This is a genomic window from Nonomuraea sp. NPDC050733 (assembly GCF_040654215.1).
In the GTDB taxonomy this organism is placed as follows: Bacteria; Actinomycetota; Actinomycetes; order Streptosporangiales; family Streptosporangiaceae; genus Nonomuraea.
Map to the genome: position 1 here is coordinate 16,843 of NZ_JBFAHO010000057.1, position 23,057 is coordinate 39,899.

Below are 23,057 nucleotides of genomic sequence, written 5' to 3' on the forward strand. Positions count from 1 at the left end.
AACCCGAACAGCAGCTGCCGGCGTCAGTGGTACTGACAGGTCGGGGTGTGCGCCTCTCGCCGCCGCATCGAGACGGTCATGCTCGGCGCGAAACCGGGTCGGCGGCGGCGCGCGAGGGCAGCCTGAGGGCCGCCGGGACGCCGAGCGCCGCCACTCCCGCGAGAAGCAGCAGCGTGGGCCCCATCGCGCCGCCGAAGGTCGCGGCCGTCCACCGCGATCCCCCGTCACCGGCCTGCCCGGCGGCCAGGCCCGGCGCGATGAGCGTGATCGACGTGGTGGCCAGGGCGATGCCCAGCGCCGGGCCGATGTTCATGATGGTCTGCTTCAGCCCGCCGGACACCCCCGCGTCGTCGGCGGGCGCCTGCTGCACGACGACGGCCGTCGCCGTGACCATCACCGTGCCGAAGCCGGCGCCCAGCATGCAGAACGCCACCGCCATCGCCGGTGAGGCCGCCGATCGGTCCACGCCGGCCAACAGCAGCATTCCCGAGCTGACCAGGGCCATCGCCGCCAGGGCCGTCCGGCGGGGGCCCTGCCGGCGCAGCAGCACGACGGTGACCGGCGCGCCTGCCACCATCATCACCGCCAGCGGCAGCACGTACAGCCCGCTCTGCAGCGGATCCAGGGCCAGGACCTCCTGCAGGAAGTAGCTGCCGACGAACAGCGCCCCGAACATCGCCGCGGAGGCAGCCAGCAGGACGGCCAGCGCCGCGGTCAGCGCCCCCGACGCGAGCACATCCCGGGGTATCAGCGGGTGGGTGACGACCCGCTGGTGCTGGACGAACGCGCCGCCCGCCGCGACGGCCGCGGTCAGCCCGAGCACGGTGCCGACGCTCCATCCCGTGCGCGGTACCTCCACCAGGGTGTGGACGAGACACGCCAGGGCCGCGGCCAGCAGGCAGGCGCCGGTCAGGCCGAGCGGGGCGGGGCGGCCACCGGCAGCACCGGCCCTGGCACCGGTGCCCGTGCCGGTGGCCGCGCTGGTGTCGCGCGGTGAGGGCACGCGGACGGCCAGAGCGGCCACGCCGATCGCGAGCGCGGGGGCGACGTTCAGGAGGAACACCGAGCGCCAGCCGAAGTGGGCGGTCAGCGCGCCGCCGACGAGCGGGCCGACAGCGGCCGCCAGGCCGATGGCGCTGCTGCGCACCGCGATGGCCGTCGGGAGCCGGTCGGCCGGGAACGCGGCCCGGAGCATCCCCAGGGTGGCCGGTTGCAGCAGCGCGCCGAAAAGGCCTTGGGCGACGCGCAGGCCGACGACCCAGCCGATGCCGGGCGCCAGCGTGATCGCCGCCGAGGTGGCGGCGAAGCCCAGGGTCCCGACCGCGAAGACCTCCCGGTGACCGTAGCGGTCGCCGAGCCTGCCTGCGAGGACGAGCAGGGCGGCCACGGCGATGAGGTAGCCGGTGCTGGTCCACTGGACCTGCGCGAACGAGGCGTGCAGGTCCCGTTGCAGGGCGGGCTGGGCGATGGTGAGCACGGTTCCGTCAAGGGCGACGACGACCGCCCCGGTGACGCTGGCGGCCAGCGTGAGGTGGCGGTGGCGTTCCGGCCTCACCGCGGTTCCGGCCCGAGGTGCGCCTCCAGGGCGGCCCGCAGCAGCGGTTCGAGCTCGGCCGATCCGGTGGTCAGTTGCAGGCTGCCCCAGGCCCACAGCTGGGCGATCCCGTGCGCGTTCGCCCACAGCACTCCCGCGGCGATCCGCGGGTCCACGCCCGGCCGGAGACCGGCCCGGGTCAGCAGATCCGTCACGACGTGGAACAGCGGCAGGCTGGCTTCCCGCAGGCCCAGATGGTTGCTCTCGAGGAGGTCGTGACGGAACATCAGCTCGTACATGCCGCGGTTGGCCAGCGCGAAGCCGAGATATGCCCGGCCCAGCGCCGTCAACTGCGCGCGCGGATCCGTCCGGCCGTCGCCCAGCGCCTGGGCGACCTCGGCGCCCAGGGCCGCGAAGCCCTCGCGGGCGATGGCGGAGAGCAGTTCGAGGTGGGTGGGGAAGTAGCGGCGCGGTGCGCCGTGCGAGACTCCGGCCCGCCGGGCGATCTCACGCAGTGACAGCGCCTGTGTCCCCTCGCGGGTCACCAGTTCCACGCCGACCTCTATCAGGCGGGCACGCAGCCCGGCGTCCTCCTCATGCATAGACACTGTCTACCAAATCCGAGTAGACAGTGTCTAGCGCATCAGCGCGCCGAGACGGCCACCGGCTCCTCCGCGACGGCGGACGCGGCGCTCGCCGGGCGCCCGCGCCAGAACGGCACCGCGACGGCCACCATGACCACGCTCACCGTGCCGGCCACGGCGAAGGCCCAGCCCGGCCCGTGGGCGTCGATGATCGCGCCGGCGAGAGGCGCCGAGAGCGCCCCGCCGACCAGCAGGGCGGTGCCGTGCAGGCCCATCGCCTCACCGCGCGCCCCGGCGGGCACCCGCCCGCTCACGGCCTCGACCGTGGAGGACAGCGACGGCGCGCACAGCAGGCCGGCGGGCAGCAGCGCCAGCACCAGCCAGCGCCAGTCGGCCCCGGCCAGGCCCACGGGCGCGGTCAGCAGCCCCATCAGCGCGATGAGCGCCAGGGGCGAGAACCCCCGGCTCAGCCCGCCGTACACGAACCCGCCCACCAGCGAGTAGACGCACCACAGGGCGACGGCGAGACCCACCCACTCGGTCTCCCCGGCGTTCTTCATGGTGCCGATCATGGCCAGCTCGGTCGCGGTCAGCACGAACGTGCCCGCGGCGGCGGTGCCGAGCAGCGCGACCAGGCCAGGCGTGAGCCACCGCCGCCGCGGCACGCGGGCCTGCGGCGTCGTGAGCTCCTCGGCCGAGCGGGTCGGCGGGTCGAGCGCGATCAGCCCCAGGCCGGCGGCCGTCATGCCGCCCGCGATGACCGCCATGGTGGGGCCGCTGCCCAGCGTGGTGACGCCGGCCACGGCCAGCGCCGGACCCGTCATGTACGACAGCTCGACGATCATCGAGTCGAGCGAGAAGCCCATGCGACGCTGCTCCAGCGGCACCATGGCCGCCAGGCACTGCCTGATCACGCTGAACACCGGCAGGGCCAGCAGACCCGCGAGCGCCGCCGCGGCCACCAGCGCCGGGAACGGCAGCGCCCACGCGCACGCCCAGAACGCGGCCTGCGCGCCCGTCGTGACGGCCAGCACCGGGCGCAGCCCATGCTTGTCCACGAGCCTGCCGGACAGCGGCGAGCCGACCGCCATGCCGACCGTGCTGGCCATGGTGACCAGCCCGGCCTGCCCGAAGCCGAGCTTCAGGCTCTCGACGACGTGCAGCGTCAGCGCCATGCCCGTCGCGGTCGACGGCACGCGGGCCAGCAGTCCCACGAGGAGCAGGACGGGAACGCCGGGCAGCCGCAGCAGACGCCGGTAAGGTTCGAGAGCCATGGTGATTGCTTACCTCCGCACCTATTGTGGCAAGCGGCACCGACACTCTCGCCACAGGTTTTCGCGGATGGCATCATCGAAGGGTCCGGGTACGCCATCGGGGCGCCTCGAGACCTTTCTGGAGCGTTCGACATGTCTTCTACCACCCTGCCCCCACCCCCCTCCACCACCCTGTACGGCGGCGCCACCGGGCGCCGCGTCACCGTCCGCGACCTGGCGGCGGCCAAGGAGCGCCACGAGCGGTGGCCGATGCTCACCGCCTACGACGCCATGACGGCGCGGGTGTTCGACGAGGCGGGCGTGCCGGTCCTGCTCGTCGGCGACTCGGCGGCCATGGTCGTGTACGGCTACGACTCCACGGTGCCCGTCACCGTGGACGACCTGCTGCCGCTGACGGCCGGCGTGGTGCGCGGCTCCTCGCGCGCGCTCGTGGTCGCCGACCTGCCCTTCGGCTCCTACCAGGCGTCACCGGCGCAGGCCCTGGAGTCGGCGGCCCGCTTCCTGAAGGAGGCCGGCGCCCACGCCGTCAAGCTGGAGGGCGGGCACCGGGTGCTGCCCCAGGTGGAGACGCTGGTGTCGGCCGGCGTCCCGGTCATGGGCCACCTCGGGCTGACGCCGCAGTCGGTCAACGTCTTCGGCGGCTACCGCGTCCAGGGGCGCGGCGAGTCGGGCGAGGAGCTGATGAAGGACGCCAAGGACCTGGAGCGGGCCGGCGCGTTCGCGGTGGTGCTGGAGTGCGTGCCGGCCGAGCTGGCCGAACGCGTCACGACGTCGCTGTCGATCCCCACGATCGGCATCGGCGCGGGGCCGGCCACGGACGCGCAGGTGCTCGTCTGGCAGGACCTCATGGGGCTGACGCCGCGCCCGGCGAAGTTCGTCAAGACGTACGCGGACCTGGCCGGCGACCTGGACCGCGCGGCCCGCGCCTTCGCCGAGGACGTCGTCACCGGCGCCTTCCCGGCCCGCGAGCACACCTACCGCTGACCCCGCCCTCACCGACCCGCCGTCCCGGCTGACCGGTCGTCCCCGCCGCTTGGCTTCCGGCCGCGGCGGTGTCACTCCGCGTTCAGGGTGGCCGGGTCGGTGTTGGAGCCGCAGACGACGACGGCGACCCGCTCGCCGGGCGCCGGCGTGTAAGCGCCCGACAGCAGCGCCGCGTACGCGGTGGCGCCCGCGGGCTCGGCCACCACCCGGTGGCGCTCCCACAGCGTGCGCCGGGCCGCGACGATGGCCTCGTCCGGCACGAGCACGCTCCGGACGCCCGCCCGCGAGCAGACGCCGAAGGCCAGGCCGCCGATCCTGCTGGCGCCGAGGGCGTCGGCCGCCACGCCGCTCACCGGCACCTGCACCGGCTTCCCGGCCCGCAGCGCCTCGTGCAGGGTCGGGATGAGCTCCGGCTCCACGGCGACGATCCGCGGCCCCGCCGTCCCGCCGCCGCGCGCCCCAGCCTCCGAGGACTCCCCGTTCAGGGTCCCTGCGGTCGGGGTCCCCGCGGTCGGGGTCCGTGCGGTCGGGGTCCCTGTGGTCAGGACTCCTGCGCCGAGGGTGACGCCGGCGATCAGGCCGCCGCCGCCCACCGCGACGACGATCGTGTCCACCCCCGGCACCTGCTCCGCCAGCTCCAGCCCGACCGTGCCCTGGCCGGCGATCACCTCGGGCTGGTCGTAGGCGTGGACCGCGAGCGCGCCCGTCTCGGCGGCGCGCTTGGCCGCGGCCTCGGCGGCCTCCGCGTAGATGGCCCCGGTCTGCCGGATCTCCGCGCCCAGCGTCCGCAGCCCGGCCACCTTGACGGGGTTCGTCACCTCGGGCACGAAGATCTCGGCCCGGACGCCGAGTGCGCGGGCCGCGTGGGCCACGGCCAGGCCGTGGTTGCCGCCGCTGGCCGCGATCACACCGGCCGGCGGCAGCTTCCCCGCGGACAGGATCCGGTTGAACGCCCCGCGCACCTTGAACGACCCCGAGTGCTGGAGCTGCTCCAGCTTGAGGAACAGCCCCGGCGACACTTCAAGGACCGGCGTGCGCAGCACGTGCCCCGCGATGCGGCGGGCCGCGCCCGTCACGTCCTCGTACGTCACCGTCATGGGGCCGTCCTTCCGTCGTGCGCGCTCCGGGTCCCGGCCTAGTCTGCCAACGCCTGCTCGATGTCGGCCCAGAGGTCCTCCGGGTGCTCGATGCCGACCGCGAGACGTACCGTGCCCTCGTCGATGCCGTGCCTGGCCAGCTCCTCGGCGCTGAGCGAGCGGTGCGAGGTGGTCGCGGGGTGCATGGTGAGCGTCTCGACGCCGCCCAGCGACGGCGCCAGCAGCGCGAGCCGTACGGACTTCATGAACCTCTCCCCCGCCGCGCGGCCTCCCACGAGGTCGAAGGAGAACACGCCGCCGAAGTCCGGCAGCAGCTTGCCGGCGAGCTCGTACGACGGGTGCGACGGCAGCCCCGGCCAGTGGACGGCGGCGACGGCGGGGTGCTCGGCCAGCCGGGTGGCGAGCAGGCGGGTGTTGGAGCAGTGGCGCTCCATGCGCAGGCCCAGCGTCTGCAGGCCGCGCAGCGTCAGCCAGGCCGCGAAGGGGTCCGCCGAGGCGCCGAGCGCGGTGGAGAAGTGCCAGACCTTGTCGTACAGGTCACGGTCGCGGAAGACGGCCAGGCCGCCGACGACGTCGGTGTGCCCCGACAGGTACTTGGTGGTGGAGTGGACGACGACGTCGGCGCCGTGCTCGATCGGGCGGCAGAGCACCGGCGAGGCGAACGTGTTGTCCACCACCGAGACCAGTCCCAGCTCGCGGGCCGTCGCGCACATCCCGGGCAGGTCGGCGACGAGGACCATCGGGTTGGAGATCGTCTCCAGGTACAGCAGCCTGGTCTCGGGGCGCACCGCCCGTCGGACCGCGTCCGGGTCGGCCTCGGGGACGTGGGTGACCTCGACGCCGAAGCGGGCGGCGAGCTCGTTGAGCATCCCGGCCGTCCCGCCGTACAGGGACTTCTGCGCGATCACGTGGTCGCCGGGCTTGAGCAGGGCGAACAGCACGGTGTTGATGGCGCCCATGCCGGACCCGGTGGCGAACGCCCCGGCGCCGCCCTCCAGGCCGGACACGGCGTCCTCGAGGGCGCGCACGGTGGGGTTGGTGTAGCGGCCGTACACGAACGGGCCGTCGGGGCGGCCCATCGCGTCGGCCATCACCGCCGGGTCGTCGAAGACGAACCCGGACGTCTGGTAGATCGGCATCGTGATCGGCCGGCTGTGCTCGACGGGCGGCTGCGGCAGGTGGACGACGCGGGTCTCGGGACGGAGTTCGGTCATGCCGTCAAGGATGTCCGGAAGAGTTGGCGTTTGTCAGATCCAATGACGCAGAATTGGTCCATGAATGGGGCCAATGTGAGCAAGACCACGGTGGGTCCGAAGGCCACGGCCGTCCTGGGGGCCGCGGCGGGCATGGATGACCTGGTCGACATGCTCGGCCGGTGGGCGTCCGGTCGCGGGCCGCTGTACCTGCTGCTGGCCGGCCGGTTCCGCGCCCTCATCGACGACGGGGTGCTGGCGCCGGGCACGCCGCTGCCGCCGGACCGGACGCTCGCGCGGCGGCTGGCCGTCGGCAGGGGGACGGTCGTGGCGGCGTACGACCTGCTCCAGCAGGAGGGACGGGTGACGCGCCGGCAGGGCAGCGGCACCCGGGTGGCGCCGCTGGAGCTGCCCGCCTCCCGCACCGCCGACAGCGTGCGCGCGAACCCCCTCCTGCTGCACATCCTCCACCCCCCGGACGGGGTGAGCCTGCTCACCTGCGCCGCGCCCGACCGGCCGCCCGCGGCCCTGGCGGAGGCGTACGAGGAGGCGATCGGGCGGCTGGCCCGGGTCCGCGACCTGGGATATCAGCCGGCGGGCAACCCGGAGCTGCGCGAGGCCGTGGCCGCCTACTACCGCGACCGGGGCCTGCCCACGACGGCGGACGAGATCCTGGTCACGACGGGCGCGCAGCAGGCGCTGACGCTGCTGGCGGGGCTGCTGCTGTCGCCGGGCGACACCGTGCTGACCCAGTCCCCCACGTACCCGGGGGCGCTGGAGGTGTTCCGGCACGCCGCCACGGTGGTGCGGCCGGTGGCCCTCACCGCCTTCGACGCCTCGGACGGCCGTGACGCCCACGACTCCTCGGTGCCGGGCGCCGTGCCCGACCTCGCCTCGGCCCTGCGGGAGCGGCCGTCGCTCGTCTACACCGTCCCCACCGCGGGCAACCCCACCGGCGCCACCATGGCCGCCGGCGACCGCAGGCGGCTGGCCCGGCTGGCCGGCGAGCACGACGTGCCGCTCATCGACGACGAGGTCTGCGCCGAGCTGTGCTTCTCCGGCGAGACGCCGCCGCCCGTCGCCTCGTACACCCGGGGAGAGCAGGTCATCACCATCGCCTCGCTGAGCAAGCTGGTGTGGGGCGGCCTCCGGGTCGGCTGGGTGCGCGCCCCGGCGCCGCTGGTGTCGCGGCTGGCCCGGCTGCGCGCCGTGCACGACCTGGGCGGCGAGGTGGTCAGCCAGATCGCCGCCGCGGCGCTGCTGCGGCGGCTGCCGGAGGTCCGCTCGGAGCGGGTGCGCGAGCTGCGGGCCGGCCACGACCAGCTCTGCGCGGAGCTGGCCGCGCGCCTGCCGTCGTGGTCGTTCGAGCGGGCGAGCGGCGGGCAGACGATCTGGGTGCGGATCCCGCGCGGCGACGTCGACTCCTACGCGCAGGTGGCGCTCCGGCATGGCGTGGCGGTGCCGCCGGGGCGCTCGTTCGACCCGCTCGGCGGCCACGCCGACCACATGCGGCTGCACTTCCTGCTCCCGCCCGACGAGCTGTCGCGGGCGGTCGCCGGCCTGGCGGCGGCGTGGGACGCCTACGACGGCAGCCGCCGCCCGGCCTCCCGCCACCCGCTCGTCGTCTGACCCGGGTCCCGGCAGCCCGTACGGTGACCGTACGGGCTGCGCTGTGAGCTGACAGCGCGCCCCGTCGCTGCCGGCCGCTGCCACCCTGGGAGCATGACGACAACCTTCGTACTCGTGCACAGCCCGTCCGTGGGCCCCTCGACCTGGGCGCCCGTCGCCGCGGCGCTGGAGCGGCGCGGACACCGCGCCGTGGTGCCCGACCTGACGCGGGTGTCCCAGGGCGGGTCACCGATCTGGCCCCGGGTGGTGGAGACGGTGCGGGACGCCGCTCCCGAGACGCCGCTCGTGCTGGTGCCGCACAGCAACGCGGGCCTGTTCACCCCCGTGGTCAAGGAGGGGCTGGGCGACCGGGTGGTGGCGTGCGTGCTCGCCGACGCCCACCTGCCGCCCCGCAAGGGGCTGGTCCAGGCCGCCGAGGAAGGGGACATGGAGTTCCTGCGCGGGCTGGCCGGCGATGACGGGGTGCTGCCGCGGTGGACCGACTGGTGGAGCGAGGACGTCGTCGCCGGGCTGCTGCCCGACGCGGCGACGCGGGCCCAGGTGGTGGCCGAGCAGCCGCGGCTGCCGCTCGCCTACTACACCGAGCCGATCCCGGTCCCGGCCGGCTGGGACGAGGTCAGGTGCTCGTACCTCTGGTTCGGCCCGCCGTACGACGGGATGGCCGAGGAGGCGGCGCGGCGCGGCTGGCCCGTGACCAGGGTGCCCGGCGAGCACCTGCACCAGGTGGTGGAGCCGGAGGCCGTCACCGACGCGCTGCTGATGTTGTCGCGCAAGTCGTGAATTCTTCACTGCCGCGCCCCTGAACACCTCGGAATAGTCGTCTGTATGACGGCTATTCACGTGGAAGGGCTCAGGAAGAGCCACGGCCCGTTCGAGGCGGTGCGGGGCATCTCGTTCGAGGTGGCCGCCGGTGAGGTGTTCGCGCTCCTCGGCCGCAACGGCGCCGGCAAGACCACGACCGTGGAGGTGCTGGCCGGCTTCCGGCGGCCGGACGGCGGCTCGGTGCGGGTGCTCGGGCTCGACCCGGTCACCCGGCGGGCGGAGGTGCGCCGGCGCACCGGGACCATGCTGCAGGAGGCGGGGTTCTTCCCCGACCTGACGGTCGCGGCGACGGTCGACGCGTGGCGCGGCTTCACCGCCGCGCCACGCCCCCGGGACGAGGCGCTGGAGCTGGCCGGGCTGGCGGGCAGGGCGGGGGTCAGGGTGCGCCAGCTCTCCGGCGGGGAGAAGCGCCGCCTGGACCTCGCGCTCGCCCTGCTCGGCCGCCCGGACGTGCTCTTCCTCGACGAGCCGACCACCGGCATGGACCCCGAGGGCCGCGCGGCGACCTGGGAGGTGGTGCGCGACCTGGCCCGGCAGGGCACCGCGGTGCTGCTGACCACGCACTACCTGGAGGAGGCGCAGCGGCTGGCGTCCGCCATGGCGATCATGGACGAGGGCGAGATCGTCGCCTCCGGCGGGATGGCCGAGACGCTCGCCGCCCGGGGCGGGCGGGTGTCCTTCCGGCTGCCCGCCGGCGTGGACCCCGCCGACCTGCCGCTCCCTGTGACGGTGGACGGCGGAGAGGCCGTCTGCCGGGCCGAGGACCCGGACCTGGCGGCGCAGACGCTGCTGAGCTGGGCCGCCGAGCGCGGCCTGCGCCTGCCGGGCCTGGAGGTCCGCGCGGCCACCCTCGAAGATCTCTTCCTCGACCTGCCCAGGAGGACCCGATGACCCTGGCCGCCACCTACCGGCTCGGCACGCGCCTGTTCTGGCAGGACCGCGGGCTGCTGATCGGCTCCGTGGTCACACCCGTCGGGCTGGCGATCGGCATGCCGCTGCTCATGCGGCATGTGCGGGCCGACGGCGTGAGCGCCGCCGCCGACATGTTCGACGGGACGCTCGCGCTGCTGCTGTCGATCACCGCGTTCATGAACATCGCCATGGCCCTGTCCGCCCGCCGCGACCAGCTCGTGCTGAAGCGGCTGCGCGCGACGACGCTCACCGACGCCCGGATCCTGGGGGGTCAGGTCGCCGCCACGGCCACCCAGACCGTTGCCGTCGTCGCGGCCTGCGTGGTGGCGGTCCACCTGGTCGCCGGGGTGCCGTACCCCGCGAACCCCCTTCTCTTCGGCGCCGCGGTGGTCGCCGGGGCGCTCGTCCTGGCGACGCTGGGCGCCGCGTGCACGGCCGCGATCCCGCGCGCCGAGCTGGGCGGGGCCGTCTGCATGCCGGTGTTCCTGGTGTCGGGCATCGCCTCCGGCGCGATGGGCCCGATCCGCCAGGTCCTGCCGTCCTGGGTGGGCGTCCTGCTGGACCTGCTGCCCACCACCGCCGTGGTGGACGCCGTCAGGACCGGCGCGGTGGCCCGGCCCGCGCTCCTGCTGGCCGTGTGGGGCGTCGCGGGGCTGGTCGCGATCCGGCTCTGGTTCCGCTGGGAACCCCGCCGCTCCTAGGCGAGCCGATCACAGGGAGCCGGACATAATGGCCGGGACATGACCTCCTCCTCCGCCCAGCGGCTCGCCCGCGTGCTGATCACCTCCGTCTCCGCCGTGTACACCCTCATCGGGCTGCTCTACTACACGGTCAGCCCCGCCTACGGCCTCCTGGCGACGGGGGCGATCATCGTCCTGGCGGCGATGTACTACCTCAATATGCGGGCGGCGCTGCGCGACGAGCGCCCGCCGGTCTTCCCGCTCACGCTGGTGCTCCAGGCCGTCGCCACGTACGGGCCCGATGCGCTCCTGCCGGGCGGCTGGTCCGGGGTGGCGGCGCCGATGCTGGGCGCGGCGGTGCTGGTGATGCTGCCGCTGCGCCTCGGCGGCCCTCTCGTGGCCCTCATGACGGTGTACGACACCGCCATGCTCTTCCCCGTCGCCGTCGTCGCCCTCTTCTACGGGCTGACCGTGCCTCTGACCAGCGGCATGGTCTACGCCCTGGTGCGGCTGGTCCGGGTGACGTCCGACCTCGAACAGGCCAGGGCCGAGCTGGCCGAGGCGGCGGTCATGCGGGAGCGGCTGCGCATCTCGCGCGACCTGCACGACGGTCTCGGCCGGAGCCTCACGGCCATCGCGCTCAAGGGCGACCTGGCGGGCCGGCTCATGGAGCGCGACCCGGCCGCGGCCCGGGGTGAGGTGGGCGAGCTGGTGCGGGTGGCGCGGGAGGCGGCCCAGGACGTACGGCGGGTGGCGCGCGGCTACCGGGAGCTGTCCCTGACGGGCGAGGCGAACCGCGGGGCGGCGCTGCTGGAGTCGGCCGGGGTGGGCTGCCAGGTGCACCTGGCGGACGTCACGCTGCCCCGGGCGTCGGAGGAGGCGCTGGCCTGGGCCGTGCGGGAGGCCGTCACGAACGTCCTGCGCCACAGCGCGGCGACCACGTGCACGATCAGCACGTCTGTGCGAGAGGGGGCCGTCCGGCTGGAGGTCACCAACGACGGCGTCCCGGTCGCGCCGGAGGCCCCGGCGGCACCGGGCGACGGCGTGCCCGGGGAAGGGGAACTCGCCGGAGATGCGTTGGCCGGAGACGGGCTGGTCGGAGGCGGTTCGGCCGGAGACGGGCTCGCCGGCCGCGGGCTCGCCGGCGGCGGGCTGACGGGGCTGGAGGAGCGGGCCGCGCACGCCGGCGGGACGCTGCTCGCCGCCCGCACCCCCGCGGGCGGCTTCCGCCTGACGATGGAGGTACCCGCGTGAGAGACCACCACCCGCGAGGGGGCGCCATGCGGGGAGCGGCATGAGCGGGCCCGGCATGAGCGGACCCGGCGTGATCCGGGTGATGCTGGCCGAGGACATGCACATGATCCGCGCCGCCCTCACCGCCCTGCTGCGCCTGGAGCCGGACATCGAGGTGGTGGCCGAGGTGACGAGGGGCGACGAGATCGTCCCGGTGGCGCTCCGGCACCGCCCCGACGTGGCGATCGTGGACATCGACCTGCCCGTCCTCGACGGCATCACCGCGGCCGCCTCGCTCCGCGACGAGCTGCCCTCGTGCCGCATCCTCGTCCTCACGGCGCTGGGGCGGCCGGGCCAGGTGCGGCGGGCCCTGGAGGCGGGCATCCAGGCGTTCCTGGTGAAGGACGCGCCGGGCGAGCGGCTCGCGGACGCGGTCCGCAGGACGGCCGCCGGGCTGCGGGTGCTGGACCCGGAGCTGGTGGCGTCGGCCCTGCAGTACGGCGAGAGCCCGCTGACGCCCCGGGAGGCGACGGTGCTGAGGGAGGCGGCGCGCGGGGCCTCGGCCGAGGACATCTCCGCCCGTCTCCACCTGTCGGCCGGAACGGTGCGCAACTACCTGACCAGCGCGATCACGAAGACGGGCGCCCGCAACAAGATCGACGCCATCCGCATCGCGGAGGACGCCGGCTGGCTGTGACGCGCGAGAAGCCCGGCGGCCCCGGTACGGCTCAGACGTCGGTGATGCGGATTCCGGCGTGGGCCTTGTAGCGGCGGTTGACCGAGATGATGTTGGCCGTCAGCGCCTCGACCTGGTGCGCGTTGCGCAGCCGCCCGCCGTACACGCCGCGCACGCCCGGGATCACGTCCGCGAGCGCCTGCACCAGGTCGGTGGCCTCCCGGTCGTCGCCGAGGACGAGCACGTCCAGGTCCACCTTCTCCACGGCCGGGTCCAGCAGCACGACGGCCGACACGTGGTGGAAGGCGGCCACGACGCGGCTGTCCGGCAGGACGGCGGCGGCCTGCTGCGCGGCGCTGCCCTCCTCGACGGGCAGCGCGTAGACGCCCTGCTTGTCGAAGCCGAGGGGGTTCACGCAGTCGACCACGATCTTCCCGGCCAGCTCGCCGCGCAGCGACTCCAGCAACGCCCGGTGCCCCTCGTACGGCACGGCCACGATGACGATGCCGGCCTCGGCGGCGACGTCCGCGTTCGTCCCGCCCCGGACGTTCGGGCCGATGGAGGCGGCCGCCTCCTGGGCGCGCTCGGCGCTCCGGGAGCCGATCAGCACCTCGTGCCCGGCCAGCGCGAACCGCCGCGCCAGCCCCTTGCCCTGGTCTCCGGTGCCGCCCAGGATCGCGATGGAAAGCCCGCTCACGTCAGTCATACCCCCGATCATGCCAGCCCTTCCGCACCGGCCCCGCGCGGCCCCACCCGCCCGGCGTTCCCTCGAGATCCGGGAGGATCGGGAACGTACTCGGGGACACGGGGCGCTTCCGAGACCGGGCGGCATGCTCACGGCTCGTGCAGTTCGAGGGCATCGACGGCGCGTGGGACGTCAGGCGGGTTCCCCGGTGCGGGCGAGCCACGCCGTGACACCCAGCAGCGCCACGGTCGCGACGATGATCGCGGCCAGGCCGGCCAGTCCGGCCAGGCCGGTGAGCCACGACCACATGACAGCGAGGAGGAGGAACGGCGTCAGGACGGCAGCCGTCCGGCGGCCCACAGGGGAGCGCAGTGCCATCACGGCCACCATGCCGAGGGCGGTCAGCATCAGGGCGGCCCCGAAGACCTCGGGCAGCAGGACACCCACGACGCACGCGGCCAGCACCCCGCCCGCCCAGGCCGACAGCCGCCGGGACCCCGCAGGGCCGGGACCGGGCGACGGCGCGAGGGTCAGCATCGCCGCGCAGACGCACGCCGGGAGGGCGGACAGCAGCATGCCGACAGCCATCCACGGCCGCCCCGAGACGACAAGCACACCGTCCACCACCATGGTCCCTTCGGGCAGGGACAGCAGCTGCACCATCTGCTCGGCCACGTTGAACGCCGCCATGGCCCACGCGCAGGCGATCGCCGCCCATCGCCGCCCCAGCCACGCCAGCAGCACGACCAGCCCGTACGGCAGGGCGTATACGAGATTCGGGAGGGCCAGGTCGAAGGCGGATCGGCCGGCATAACCGGCGGCGCGGAACAGGCCCGCGCCGAACAGCGTGAAAGGGGCCAGAAGCGCGGCCAGGTCGACGGCGGCCCGCCAATGCCGCCGCGACCAGGGCGGCGCGACCCGGCGCAGCCGGATCGCCAGCCCGCCGCGCACCAGGTCGAACGCGTCCCGCCCGGCCGGGCGCGTCTGGCCCGGAGCCGAGGCCGCCAGGAGCACGGCGAGCATCTCCTCCTCGTGCCGTGCCCGATGGTCCTTCGGGTACCAGATCAGCAACCGGCGGTAGCGCCGTTCCAGCGACGTCACGAGGCGCCGCCGAGGGCCGGCCGGACGGCGGCCGGGCCGCGCCGCAGCCGCCCGGTGGCGGTGTCGGCGTTCCGGCGCAGCCGTTCTGCCTCGGCAGACAGCCGGGCCGCGCCCTCGATGGTGAGCCGGTAGTAACGCCGGGCCCGGCCGTCCACGACCTCCTCGCGGTCGGTCTCGATCAGCCGCTCGCCCTGGAGCCGGTCGAGCGCGGCGTACAAGGTGCCGGCGCGCAGCCGCACCCGCTCACCGGAGATCTGCAGGACGTCGGTGATGATGCCGTAGCCGTGCTGCGGCCCGGCCGCCAGGGCTGTGAGGATCAGGAACGTCGGTTCCTGCATCGATCTGCTCTTCATGTGATCGATATATACCGATAATCTTACTATGGTGCAACGCCCTTCCCCGGAAAGGCGCCCGGCCGGGATACACCAGCCGGGCGTCTCGCCGTGCTTCTCGCAGCCCACGATTGATCACTGTGGTGCGACGTCCCCTGGAAGGCGCCGCAGGGCAGGGTCGGATGTTCAGCAGTTACCGGTCGCGGGCAGGCCGATCAGCCGGAGCGCCAGCCACTCGATCGCCAGCGGTCCACCCTCGACCGCTCCCAGGACGTGGGAGCCCGCGGGCAGCGAGGTCCAGCGGACGGTGGCGCCGGCCCGGCAGTACTCCGAGCGCAGCGTCGCGCCGATGCTCTGCGGGATGATCTCGTCGCCCTGGGCGTGATAGAGGAACAGGGGCGCCTTCGGCGCGACGGCGCCGAGGCGGTTCTCGTTGAGGCGGACCCGCCACTTGGGCAGGTCGAGCAGGTCGACCGGGCTCAGGTCGGAGAAGCTCAGCCCGGCCAGCTTGTCCAGGTCGCCCACGCAGTCGTCGGCCGCGTCGCGCAGCAGCGCCCGGCCGCGGTCGTTGAGGTCGGCTTCGAGGTCCAGCTCGGGGTAGGCGGCGTCGAGGCCCACCCCGGCCGCCGCTGCCAGGCCGAAGTTCGCGTCGCCGTCCAGGTGGGCGGCCACCGCCCGCAGGTCGGCCGGGACGCCGCCGGCGGCCACGCCCTTGAGCCGCAGCTCGGGCGCGTACGAGGGCTGGAGCTGCGCCGCCCAGCCGGCGGACGCGCCGCCCTGCGAGTAGCCCATGACGGCGACCGGGGCGCGGTCGGACAGGCCCGCGCCGGACACCCGCGTCGCCGCCCTGACGGAGTCGAGCACGGCGTGGCCCTGCGAGACGCCCACCATGTACGTGTGCTGCCCCGGCGTGCCGAGACCCTCGTAGTCGGTGATCGCCACCGCGAACCCCTTGAGCAGGAACAGGCTCACCAGCGCCAGCTCGGCCTCACGGCCCTGGCTCATGCTGACGGAGGGGGCGCACTGGTCGCCGAGGCCGTGGGTGCCGGTGGCGTAGCCGACGATGGGCCGTCTGCCCAGGGCGTACGCCGCCTTGGGGACGAGGAGCGTGCCGGACACCGTGTTGATCTGCCCGGTGGCGGAGGTGGAGCGGTAGAGCAGGTGCCAGGCGTCGACCGGGACCTCGAGCAGCTTCCCGGGCAGAAGGTAGACGGTGGTCGGCTCGGCGGAGACCACGTCGCCGGGCGCCGCCGCGCGGGCCGGCGTGGCGACGAATGACGCGATCAATAACAGGATCATGGACATGCTGACGCGGACACGTAAGGTCATGTGCCGGCCCTCTCCGTGGGGATCGCTGGTCGGGACGGCGGCGCCGCGAGCCGATCGTTACCCGACGGTAACCGCCTGTCAAGGCCCGAAATGACACCGAAACGGCAGTCAGCTTCTCGGCCGTAAACGACCGAGCTTGCAGCTCCTCGCCGTCGATGGCTTCGACGGTCCGGTCCGCGTCAGGCAGCGTGACTCACTGCCCAGCCCGCCACACCGCGTGCGGCGATGTTGCGGGCTGCGTTGACGTCGGCATGCTCAGCGAAGCCGCACGACGTACACGCGAAAGAGGCTTGATCGAGCCGGTTCCTGCGGTCTGCATGCCCACACAAGGAGCATTGCTGGGAGGTGAAGGCCGGATCGACGTAGATGACGGCGACCCCGGCGCGGGCCGCCTTGTAGGCGATGAATCGGCCGAGCTGGTGGAAGCTCCACGTGTGCAGCGTGACCCGCTGGGGCTTGCGAAGCCGTACCCGGTCGCGGATGCCCTGGAGGTCTTCCAGGGCGATGCCGTTCCCGGTGCGTTCTGCCTCGGTCACGATCTGCTTGGCGATGACATGATTGGTGTTGGCGGCGAACCGCGCCTCGGCCCGGCGCCGTTTCTTCAGTAACCGCTTGGCGGACTTGGTCTGCTTGGCCTGCAACCGGCGGCGCAGCTCGCGCCGGCGGTGGCGGACAGCGTTCAAGCCCTTGCCGCAGTGTCGGCTGCCGGTGCTGGTGGTGGCGATGTTGACGATGCCCAGATCCACGCCCAGGAAGCCGTCCGGGTCGGTCACCGGCCGGTCGGGGAGGTCGCAGGTCGCGATCAGAAACCACATGCCGTCCCGCAAGAGCAGGTCCGATTCGCCCTTGCGGTGTGCCGACAGCATCGTGATCTGGTCGGGCGAGGCGGTGAACGCCATGTTTCTCACTCGGCCTGCCACGGTCCAGATCGATACGGTGCGGACGTTGATCTGCCAGGACAGGCACCGGTCGTCGTAGGGCTGGGCCGCATCTGGCCGGAAGGTGATTGGCTTGGATGTGGCGCGGGTCCGGCGTGGTGAGCCTTCCTGTCCCAGGTTCCCGGCCCGCAGGTGGGCGTGCAGGGTGGCGTAGGCGTCGGCGACTTTCTTGATGACGTGCTGCGCGGCCTGGGCGGCCAGCCCGTAGCGGTCCTTGATCTGCGTGTAGGTGTGCTTGCGCAGGTCGTAGTTGCGGAAGGTCTGCTGGTCGTAGGCCTGTGCGGAGACATGGCAGGCGGCGGCGTTGACCGCGCGCAGGGTCGCCTCCAGCGCCGCTGCCTGCTCGGGCGTCGGCAGTAGTCGCACCTGCACAACCAGCTTCACATCGATCACGCTAAAGGATTACAGCGCTCATGTCCGCCGCTATCTCTGGGGCGGGCATTTCTGGTCGCCCAGCTACTTCGCCGCCTCCTGCGGTGGCACGCCCTTGTCGATCACCAAGGAGTACATCGAGAACCAGAAACGACCGGGCTGAGCCGCTCACGCAAACCAGCCGCCACGGCACCGCCCGGGTTTGGAGACCCTCCCCCGCTGTCGTTTCCTCCCGGGCGTAAACACCCGGGCTTCCACGCCAAATTCGGCTGAAGTCAGGCAGGCAGGGCGGCGAACCGGGCGGACGGGGCGACGAGGCGGCGGTCGTCATGCACTATGGGGCGATGGACTCTGGTTCGGTGGACTTCCTGCGCGAGCTCCTCGCCGAGACCGGATGGGTGGAGCGCACCCGCGAGTTCGGCCTCGCGCTGCGGGCCACCCGCTCCCCCGGCGGGCTGCTCCTCGTGGGCACACCCGAGGACGAGCCGTGGCACCTGACGGCGCACCTGGCCGACGAGGCGCGGCTGTCGGGTCTGCCGCAGCTCGCCCCCACCCTCGTCCGCTGGTCGCCGCCGCCGGGCGCGCCCGAGCACCTGCGGGTCGGCCTCGACCGCGTGCGGCAGGCGGGCCGCGGCGAGACGCTGTTCGTGGTGGCGGAGGGGCAGGCCCCGGTCCCGCTGCTCGAACGGGTGGACGACGCCCGCCGCGTCGGCGCGACGATCCTGGCGCTGGAGGGGGCCCATCCGGAGGTGGCGGGGCTCGCGCACGACGCGATCGCCGTGCCGCCGGAGGGGCTGGTCACCTTCGACGGCGCCCAGCACCTGGTGAGCGCCGCCGCCGGCGAGCTGTCCGGCAACCCTGGGCTGCGCGAGCGCCTGGCCCGCCTGCTGGAGAAGGTCACCGGCCCCAGGGTGACCGACTGACCGGTGCGCCGCGACGACCTCGCCGCTGAAACTTTCAGGGCGTGAGCGCCTCTCCCCTCACCCACCGCCGCCCGCCTTGACCAGGGAGGACCCGCCGGTTCCGCCGGAAGGCGACGGGCCTGCCGCCGCCGCCGGAGAGCGGCCGGCCGCCGTCGCTTCCCACCCCAACCGGGCTGTGCTTGACTCGACCGCACCGAGGGAAAGCGCTTACCAAGACCCTCGGAGCGGGCCCGCACTCATCTTCGATGGGAGTTCGACGTGCGTGAGAAGGAACGATTCGGCATGAGGCTGGCGGTCGGGCTGGCCGCGGGGCTCCTGGCCGCCGGAGGGCTGGTCGCGGTGTCCGTCACACCGGCCTCGGCGGCGCCGTCCAACGGCGACTACACCCTGGTCAACGCCGGCAGCGGGCTGTGCGCCGCGGTCCCCGGCCAGAGCACCGGCGACGGCGTGCAGCTCGTGCAGAGCCCCTGCGCCGGCGGCGCCGGGCAGGTCTTCACGGTCACCGCCTCGGGCGGCGGCTACCAGCTCAAGGCGCGGCACAGCGGCAAGTGCGCGGGCGTCCGCGACGCCTCCACCAGCGCGGGCAAGGCGGTCCAGCAGGAGGGCTGCACCGGGGCGGCCTCCCAGACGTGGCAGCTCACCACGTCCGGGTCCGGCTACCGGGTGGTCAACGGCAACGGCGGCAAGTGCCTCAACGTCAAGGACAACTCCACCGCGGCCAACGCCCTCCTGCAGCAGAACTCCTGCGACAGTGTGGCCACCAAGCAGTGGACGCCGCGGCCCGCCGACGGCTCCTCCCCCGACCCCACCCCGACGGTCACCCCCACGGTCACACCGACCAGCGGAGGCGGCGACGGCAGCGGACCGTGGCCGACCGCCCAGGGCAGCGTCAAGATGAACGACACGCAGAGCGTCGGCAGCTTCTTCGACGGCGGCATGAAGAGCTACTACGGCATCGGCGACGGCGGCCAGAGCGAGAGCCAGGACCCGATGTTCGAGGTGGCGAACGGCGGCACGATCCAGAACGTCATCATCGACGCCCCGGCCGGCGACGGCATCCACTGCCTGGGCTCGTGCACCATCCGCAACGTGTGGTGGAACGACGTCGGCGAGGACGCCGCCACGTTCCTGAGCTCCAGCTCCTCGGCGACCTACCTGGTCGACGGCGGCGGCGCCAGGTCGGCGTCGGACAAGGTCTTCCAGCACAACGGCGCCGGCACGGTGACCATCAGGAACTTCCAGGTCCAGAGCGCCGGCAAGCTCTACCGGGCGTGCGGCAACTGCTCGACCTCCTACCAGCGCCACGTGGTGATGAACGGCGTCACCGCCCGCAGCACCTCGGCCCTGGCCGGGATCAACACCAACTGGGGCGACACCGCGCGGTTCAGCAGGATCACCGTGTACGGCACCGGAACCAGCATCTGCGACAAGTACAAGGGCGTGCCCAAGGGCAGCGAGCCCACCAAGATCGGGTCCGGGGCCGACGGCACGAACTGCATCTACTCCGCGTCGGACATCACCTACAAGTGACCGCTCCCGACGGATGAGACCGGGCTCAGACCGGCTGGAGGTGGGCCTTCAGGCTCGCCTCCAGCGCGGCCGTGGCGTCCTCGATCGCCCCGATCACCACCGCCTGCACCGGATCGGGCTCGCCCGACCGCGTGCGGCTGACCCGGGTCACCGCGTCGAGCCGCCGCGCCCCCACGTCCCGCAGCTCGCTCACCCGGACCTCGCCCTCCGGCACGTCGAGCAGCGCCAGCGTGGGCACGATCGCCACCCCGTGCCCGGCGGCCACCAGCGCCAGTGCCGGGCCGAACTCCGTGATGACGTGGACCTTGCGCGGCTCGAAGCCGTGCAGCCCGGCGAGCCGGTCCAGCGCCTGGCCGCACGCCTGGTCCGGCTCGCCGGCCACCCACGGCACGTCCGCCAGGTCCGCCATGGAGCGCGGCGGGCTGGGCCAGCCGGGGGGCACGACGATGCGGTACTCGTCGACATAGAGGGCGCGGGTCGCCAGCGACGGCTGCGACAGCACGGGCAGGCTCATGTCCTGCTCGGTGATGAGCACGTCCACGGCGCCCAGCCGCAGCTCCTGGAGGGCGGGCTGGCCGTACACCTCGTGGATGATCGGCGTGATGCGCGGGTGGCGGGCCGCCAGGTCGCGCAGGGCGGGCACCAGCATGTGCTTGATCACCGTGGGGAACGCGGCGATGCGCACGGGCCCCGCGAGCCGCTCGGTGAACCGCGTGAGCTCCCGCCGGGCCTCGGCCAGCTCGTCCTCGACGCGCTCGGCGTAGCCGGCGAGCACCCGGCCGGCCGGGGTGAGCGACACGCGCCGCTGGGAGCGGTCGATGAGGGCCAGGCCCACCTCGCGTTCGAGCTGGGCGAGCTGCTGGGAGACCGCGGAGGGCGTCAGGTAGAGGGCCTCGGCGGCACGCATGACCCCGCCGCGGCGGGCCACCTCGTGCAGGACACGGAGGCGCCGGGGGTCGATGTCCATACAGGAGAGCTTACTTGGCGCTGTAGATACCTTTAATTGCACTTTATGACATTTAATTCGGACAATGGGTGCATGGAGTTCCTGTTCGAAGTGGCCGGCTGGCTGGGCGCGGGCCTCCTCCTGCTCGGGTACGGCCTCGTCTCCACCGGCCGCATGCCCGCCGGCGGCGCCGCGTACCAGGTCGTGAACCTCGCCGGCTCGCTCGCCCTGATGGCCGACAGCGCCCGCAACGACGCCTGGCCCTCGGCCGGCCTCAACCTCGTCTGGGCCATGATCGGCGCGGTTGCGCTGGTCAGGCTCGTCCGGATCGGAGCGGCGACGTGATCGTCGAGTTGAGCCACCGCATCGTCGAGGGCATGGTCACCTACCCGGGCGTGCCGGGCCCGGTGCTCGGCACGCACCTGAGCCGGGAGGCGTCGCGCGAGGTGTACGCCCCGGGCACCGAGTTCCACATCGGGACGATCACCCTGGCCGCCAACACCGGCACCTACCTCGACACGCCCCACCACCGCTACGCCGGCGGCCCGGACCTGTCACAGGTGCCGCTGAGCAGCCTGGCCGACCTGCCCGGGATCGTGGTCCGGGCGTGCGACAGCGACAGCCGGGAGATCACCGTCGACCCGGACCTCGACGTGCGGGGCCGGGCCGTGCTGATCCACACCGGCTGGGACCGCCACTTCGGCACGGACGCCTACCTCCGCGGGCACCCGTACCTCGCCCCGGAGTCGGCGCGGCTGCTCGCCGAGCGGGGCGCGGCGCTCGTCGGCATCGACTCGCTCAACATCGACGACACCCCGCCGCGCGGCGAGCGGCCCGCGCACACGCTCCTGCTCGCGGCCGGGATACCGCTCGTGGAGCACCTCACGGGCCTGGACGCGCTGCCCGACGAGGGTTTCCGGTTCCACGCCGCGCCGCCGATGGTGGCGGGCATGGGCACCTTCCCCGTACGGGCCTACGCGGTCGTCCCCTGAGGGAGGCGGTCCGGCCGCGTCAGTCGTCGTCCTGGTCGGCCTCTTCCCATGCCTTGTTACGGTCCGCCGCGCGCTGCAGGGCGCCGGCGGCCTCCTGCTCGCTCGCGTAGGGACCCATCCGGTCCTTGTTGGGGCAGCCGTTCTCCGGCTCGACCCGCATGTGCTTGAGGCAGAACCACCACTGGCCATCGCTCACGGGGGCTATTCTGCCCCGTAGACTCGTCTTTCATGACGACACTGCTCCAGCCAGGGCGAGTCTCGCCCATGCGCAAGGTCCCCGCCCACATCGAGCGGCCGGAGTACGTCGGAAAGAAGCGCCCCAAGACCGGCGAGGCCGACGTCAAGACTCCCGAGATGATCGAGCGCATGCGCGTGGCGGGCCGGATCGCCGCGCAGGCCCTCGAAGAGGTCGGCAGGAACGTGCGGCCGGGGATCCCCACCGACGAGCTCGACCGGATCGGGCACGAGTTCCTGCTGGACCACGGCGCCTACCCGAGCACGCTCGGCTACAAGGGCTACCCCAAGTCGCTGTGCACGTCGATCAACGAGGTCATCTGCCACGGCATCCCCGATGACACCGTGCTGCGCGAGGGTGACATCGTCAACGTCGACATCACCGCCTTCATCGGCGGCGTCCACGGCGACACCGACGCGACGTACCTGGTGGGCGAGGTCGACGAGGAGTCGCGGCTGCTGGTGGAGCGCACCCGCGAGGCGACGATGCGGGCCATCAAGGCCGTCGCCCCGGGCCGGCAGCTCAACGTGGTGGGCCGGGTCATCGAGGCGTACGCCAAGCGGTTCGGCTACGGCGTGGTGCGCGACTTCACGGGTCACGGCATCGGCACGACGTTCCACTCGGGGCTGGTGGTGCCGCACTACGACGACCCGTCGCTGCGGGTGGAGCTGGTGCCGGGCATGACGTTCACGATCGAGCCGATGCTGACGCTGGGCACGATCGACTACGACATCTGGCCCGACGGGTGGACGGCGGTGACCAAGGACCGCAAGCGCACGGCCCAGTTCGAGCACACGATCGTGGTGACCGAGACGGGCAGCGAGATCCTCACCACCCCCTAGCTGTATTGACCCGGAGCGTTGTTGACGCGGGTGATCGGTGGTTGGCCTCCGAGTGCGGTGTGGCAGCGGTGGTGGTTGTAGGTGTGCAGGAAGTCTTGCAGAGCCGCGGTGCGTTCGGTGTTGCTGGCGTAGGGGCGGATGTAGGCCCATTCGTCCAGCAGGGTGCGGTTGAAGCGTTCGACCTTGCCGTTGGTCTGCGGCCGGTAGGCGCGGG

At 73.4% G+C, this 23,057-nt stretch carries 25 protein-coding genes and 1 pseudogene; 13 read left to right on the forward strand and 13 right to left on the reverse strand.

From position 1 onward, the window contains the following. Positions 1-76: 76 nt before the first annotated feature. From AB0H64_RS41760 to AB0H64_RS41770, 3 genes are read right to left on the reverse strand one after another with little or no spacing between them, the layout of a single operon-like run. Positions 77-1,555, reverse strand: a complete 1,479-nt coding sequence (locus AB0H64_RS41760) for an MFS transporter (protein WP_357636617.1) — start codon at positions 1,553-1,555, stop codon at positions 77-79. Further along, positions 1,552-2,136 (reverse strand): TetR/AcrR family transcriptional regulator, encoded by a 585-nt coding sequence (locus tag AB0H64_RS41765; RefSeq protein ID WP_357636619.1) that lies wholly within the window; start codon positions 2,134-2,136, stop codon positions 1,552-1,554. The genes AB0H64_RS41760 and AB0H64_RS41765 overlap by 4 nt, the downstream gene beginning before the upstream one ends. Positions 2,137-2,177: 41 nt before the next feature. Beyond that, positions 2,178-3,392 (reverse strand): MFS transporter, encoded by a 1,215-nt coding sequence (locus tag AB0H64_RS41770; RefSeq protein WP_357636622.1) that lies wholly within the window; start codon positions 3,390-3,392, stop codon positions 2,178-2,180. Between the two features lie 132 nt (positions 3,393-3,524). On the opposite strand from AB0H64_RS41770, the gene panB reads away from it, so the two are divergent. Next, entirely contained in the window at positions 3,525-4,376 is an 852-nt protein-coding gene (gene panB, locus AB0H64_RS41775) for a 3-methyl-2-oxobutanoate hydroxymethyltransferase (RefSeq protein ID WP_357636625.1), read from the forward strand. 71 nt (positions 4,377-4,447) lie between these two features. On the opposite strand, the gene AB0H64_RS41780 is transcribed toward panB, so the two are convergent. Further along, positions 4,448-5,473 (reverse strand): threonine/serine dehydratase, encoded by a 1,026-nt coding sequence (locus AB0H64_RS41780; RefSeq protein ID WP_357636628.1) that lies wholly within the window; start codon positions 5,471-5,473, stop codon positions 4,448-4,450. A gap of 38 nt (positions 5,474-5,511) precedes the next feature. Continuing rightward, positions 5,512-6,687, reverse strand: a complete 1,176-nt coding sequence (locus tag AB0H64_RS41785) for an aminotransferase class I/II-fold pyridoxal phosphate-dependent enzyme (protein WP_357636631.1) — start codon at positions 6,685-6,687, stop codon at positions 5,512-5,514. 60 nt (positions 6,688-6,747) lie between these two features. Here AB0H64_RS41785 and AB0H64_RS41790 point away from each other — a divergent pair, with 60 nt between their 5' ends. The 6 genes from AB0H64_RS41790 to AB0H64_RS41815 all read left to right on the forward strand — a co-directional run bounded on the left by AB0H64_RS41790 (position 6,748) and on the right by AB0H64_RS41815 (position 12,639). Beyond that, positions 6,748-8,295 (forward strand): PLP-dependent aminotransferase family protein, encoded by a 1,548-nt coding sequence (locus AB0H64_RS41790; RefSeq protein ID WP_357636634.1) that lies wholly within the window; start codon positions 6,748-6,750, stop codon positions 8,293-8,295. Between the two features lie 93 nt (positions 8,296-8,388). Then, on the forward strand, positions 8,389-9,075 hold the full coding sequence (locus AB0H64_RS41795) for an alpha/beta hydrolase (RefSeq protein ID WP_357636637.1): 687 nt from the start codon (positions 8,389-8,391) through the stop codon (positions 9,073-9,075). Positions 9,076-9,120: 45 nt separating this feature from the next. After that, positions 9,121-10,008 carry an ABC transporter ATP-binding protein gene (locus tag AB0H64_RS41800; protein WP_357636639.1) on the forward strand — a complete coding sequence of 296 codons (888 nt, stop codon included), beginning with the start codon at positions 9,121-9,123 and terminating at the stop codon, positions 10,006-10,008. Continuing rightward, complete coding sequence (locus AB0H64_RS41805; RefSeq protein WP_357636641.1) at positions 10,005-10,730, forward strand: ABC transporter permease; 726 nt, start codon at positions 10,005-10,007, stop codon at positions 10,728-10,730. The genes AB0H64_RS41800 and AB0H64_RS41805 overlap by 4 nt, the downstream gene beginning before the upstream one ends. Before the next feature lie 39 nt (positions 10,731-10,769). Then, a complete protein-coding gene (locus tag AB0H64_RS41810) occupies positions 10,770-11,963 on the forward strand; it encodes a histidine kinase (RefSeq protein ID WP_357636642.1) in 1,194 nt (397 codons plus the stop codon). A 70-nt stretch (positions 11,964-12,033) separates the two neighbouring features. Beyond that, positions 12,034-12,639 (forward strand): response regulator transcription factor, encoded by a 606-nt coding sequence (locus AB0H64_RS41815; protein WP_357636678.1) that lies wholly within the window; start codon positions 12,034-12,036, stop codon positions 12,637-12,639. A gap of 31 nt (positions 12,640-12,670) precedes the next feature. On the opposite strand, the gene npdG is transcribed toward AB0H64_RS41815, so the two are convergent. The 5 genes from npdG to AB0H64_RS41840 form a co-directional block, all read right to left on the reverse strand. Beyond that, positions 12,671-13,324, reverse strand: a complete 654-nt coding sequence (gene npdG, locus AB0H64_RS41820; protein ID WP_357636644.1) for an NADPH-dependent F420 reductase — start codon at positions 13,322-13,324, stop codon at positions 12,671-12,673. Positions 13,325-13,495: 171 nt separating this feature from the next. Then, entirely contained in the window at positions 13,496-14,404 is a 909-nt protein-coding gene (locus AB0H64_RS41825) for a hypothetical protein (protein ID WP_357636647.1), read from the reverse strand. Next, positions 14,401-14,757, reverse strand: a complete 357-nt coding sequence (locus AB0H64_RS41830; protein WP_357636649.1) for a helix-turn-helix transcriptional regulator — start codon at positions 14,755-14,757, stop codon at positions 14,401-14,403. Before AB0H64_RS41830 ends, AB0H64_RS41825 begins: the two co-directional genes overlap by 4 nt. Before the next feature lie 165 nt (positions 14,758-14,922). Continuing rightward, positions 14,923-16,065, reverse strand: a complete 1,143-nt coding sequence (locus AB0H64_RS41835) for a lipase family protein (protein ID WP_357636652.1) — start codon at positions 16,063-16,065, stop codon at positions 14,923-14,925. Between the two features lie 179 nt (positions 16,066-16,244). Continuing rightward, the gene (locus AB0H64_RS41840; protein ID WP_357636655.1) at positions 16,245-17,396 is read right to left on the reverse strand and encodes a transposase; all 1,152 of its coding nucleotides are present in this window, start codon (positions 17,394-17,396) and stop codon (positions 16,245-16,247) included. Between the two features lie 34 nt (positions 17,397-17,430). On the opposite strand from AB0H64_RS41840, the pseudogene AB0H64_RS41845 reads away from it, so the two are divergent. The 3 genes and pseudogenes from AB0H64_RS41845 to AB0H64_RS41855 form a co-directional block, all read left to right on the forward strand. Then, positions 17,431-17,538: pseudogene (locus AB0H64_RS41845) on the forward strand (transposase); the annotation flags it as partial. 181 nt (positions 17,539-17,719) lie between these two features. Continuing rightward, positions 17,720-18,298, forward strand: coding sequence for a hypothetical protein (locus tag AB0H64_RS41850; RefSeq protein ID WP_357636658.1), 579 nt, complete (start codon positions 17,720-17,722; stop codon positions 18,296-18,298). A gap of 282 nt (positions 18,299-18,580) precedes the next feature. Continuing rightward, a complete protein-coding gene (locus tag AB0H64_RS41855; protein WP_357636661.1) occupies positions 18,581-19,828 on the forward strand; it encodes a pectate lyase in 1,248 nt (415 codons plus the stop codon). Between the two features lie 25 nt (positions 19,829-19,853). Here the strand turns inward: AB0H64_RS41855 and AB0H64_RS41860 are convergent, their stop codons facing one another. Further along, positions 19,854-20,795 (reverse strand): LysR family transcriptional regulator, encoded by a 942-nt coding sequence (locus AB0H64_RS41860; RefSeq protein ID WP_357636664.1) that lies wholly within the window; start codon positions 20,793-20,795, stop codon positions 19,854-19,856. A gap of 72 nt (positions 20,796-20,867) precedes the next feature. Here AB0H64_RS41860 and AB0H64_RS41865 point away from each other — a divergent pair, with 72 nt between their 5' ends. After that, complete coding sequence (locus AB0H64_RS41865; RefSeq protein WP_357636667.1) at positions 20,868-21,119, forward strand: hypothetical protein; 252 nt, start codon at positions 20,868-20,870, stop codon at positions 21,117-21,119. Continuing rightward, entirely contained in the window at positions 21,116-21,766 is a 651-nt protein-coding gene (locus tag AB0H64_RS41870; protein ID WP_357636669.1) for a cyclase family protein, read from the forward strand. The genes AB0H64_RS41865 and AB0H64_RS41870 overlap by 4 nt, the downstream gene beginning before the upstream one ends. Before the next feature lie 19 nt (positions 21,767-21,785). On the opposite strand, the gene AB0H64_RS41875 is transcribed toward AB0H64_RS41870, so the two are convergent. Then, entirely contained in the window at positions 21,786-21,962 is a 177-nt protein-coding gene (locus AB0H64_RS41875) for a hypothetical protein (protein WP_310715235.1), read from the reverse strand. A 32-nt stretch (positions 21,963-21,994) separates the two neighbouring features. On the opposite strand from AB0H64_RS41875, the gene map reads away from it, so the two are divergent. Next, the gene (map, locus tag AB0H64_RS41880; RefSeq protein WP_357636673.1) at positions 21,995-22,843 is read left to right on the forward strand and encodes a type I methionyl aminopeptidase; all 849 of its coding nucleotides are present in this window, start codon (positions 21,995-21,997) and stop codon (positions 22,841-22,843) included. Here map and AB0H64_RS41885 read toward each other — a convergent pair. Then, positions 22,840-23,057: integrase core domain-containing protein (locus AB0H64_RS41885; RefSeq protein WP_357636675.1), on the reverse strand; the 218-nt coding region annotated here is incomplete at its 5' end. The two genes, map and AB0H64_RS41885, sit on opposite strands and share 4 nt — an antisense overlap.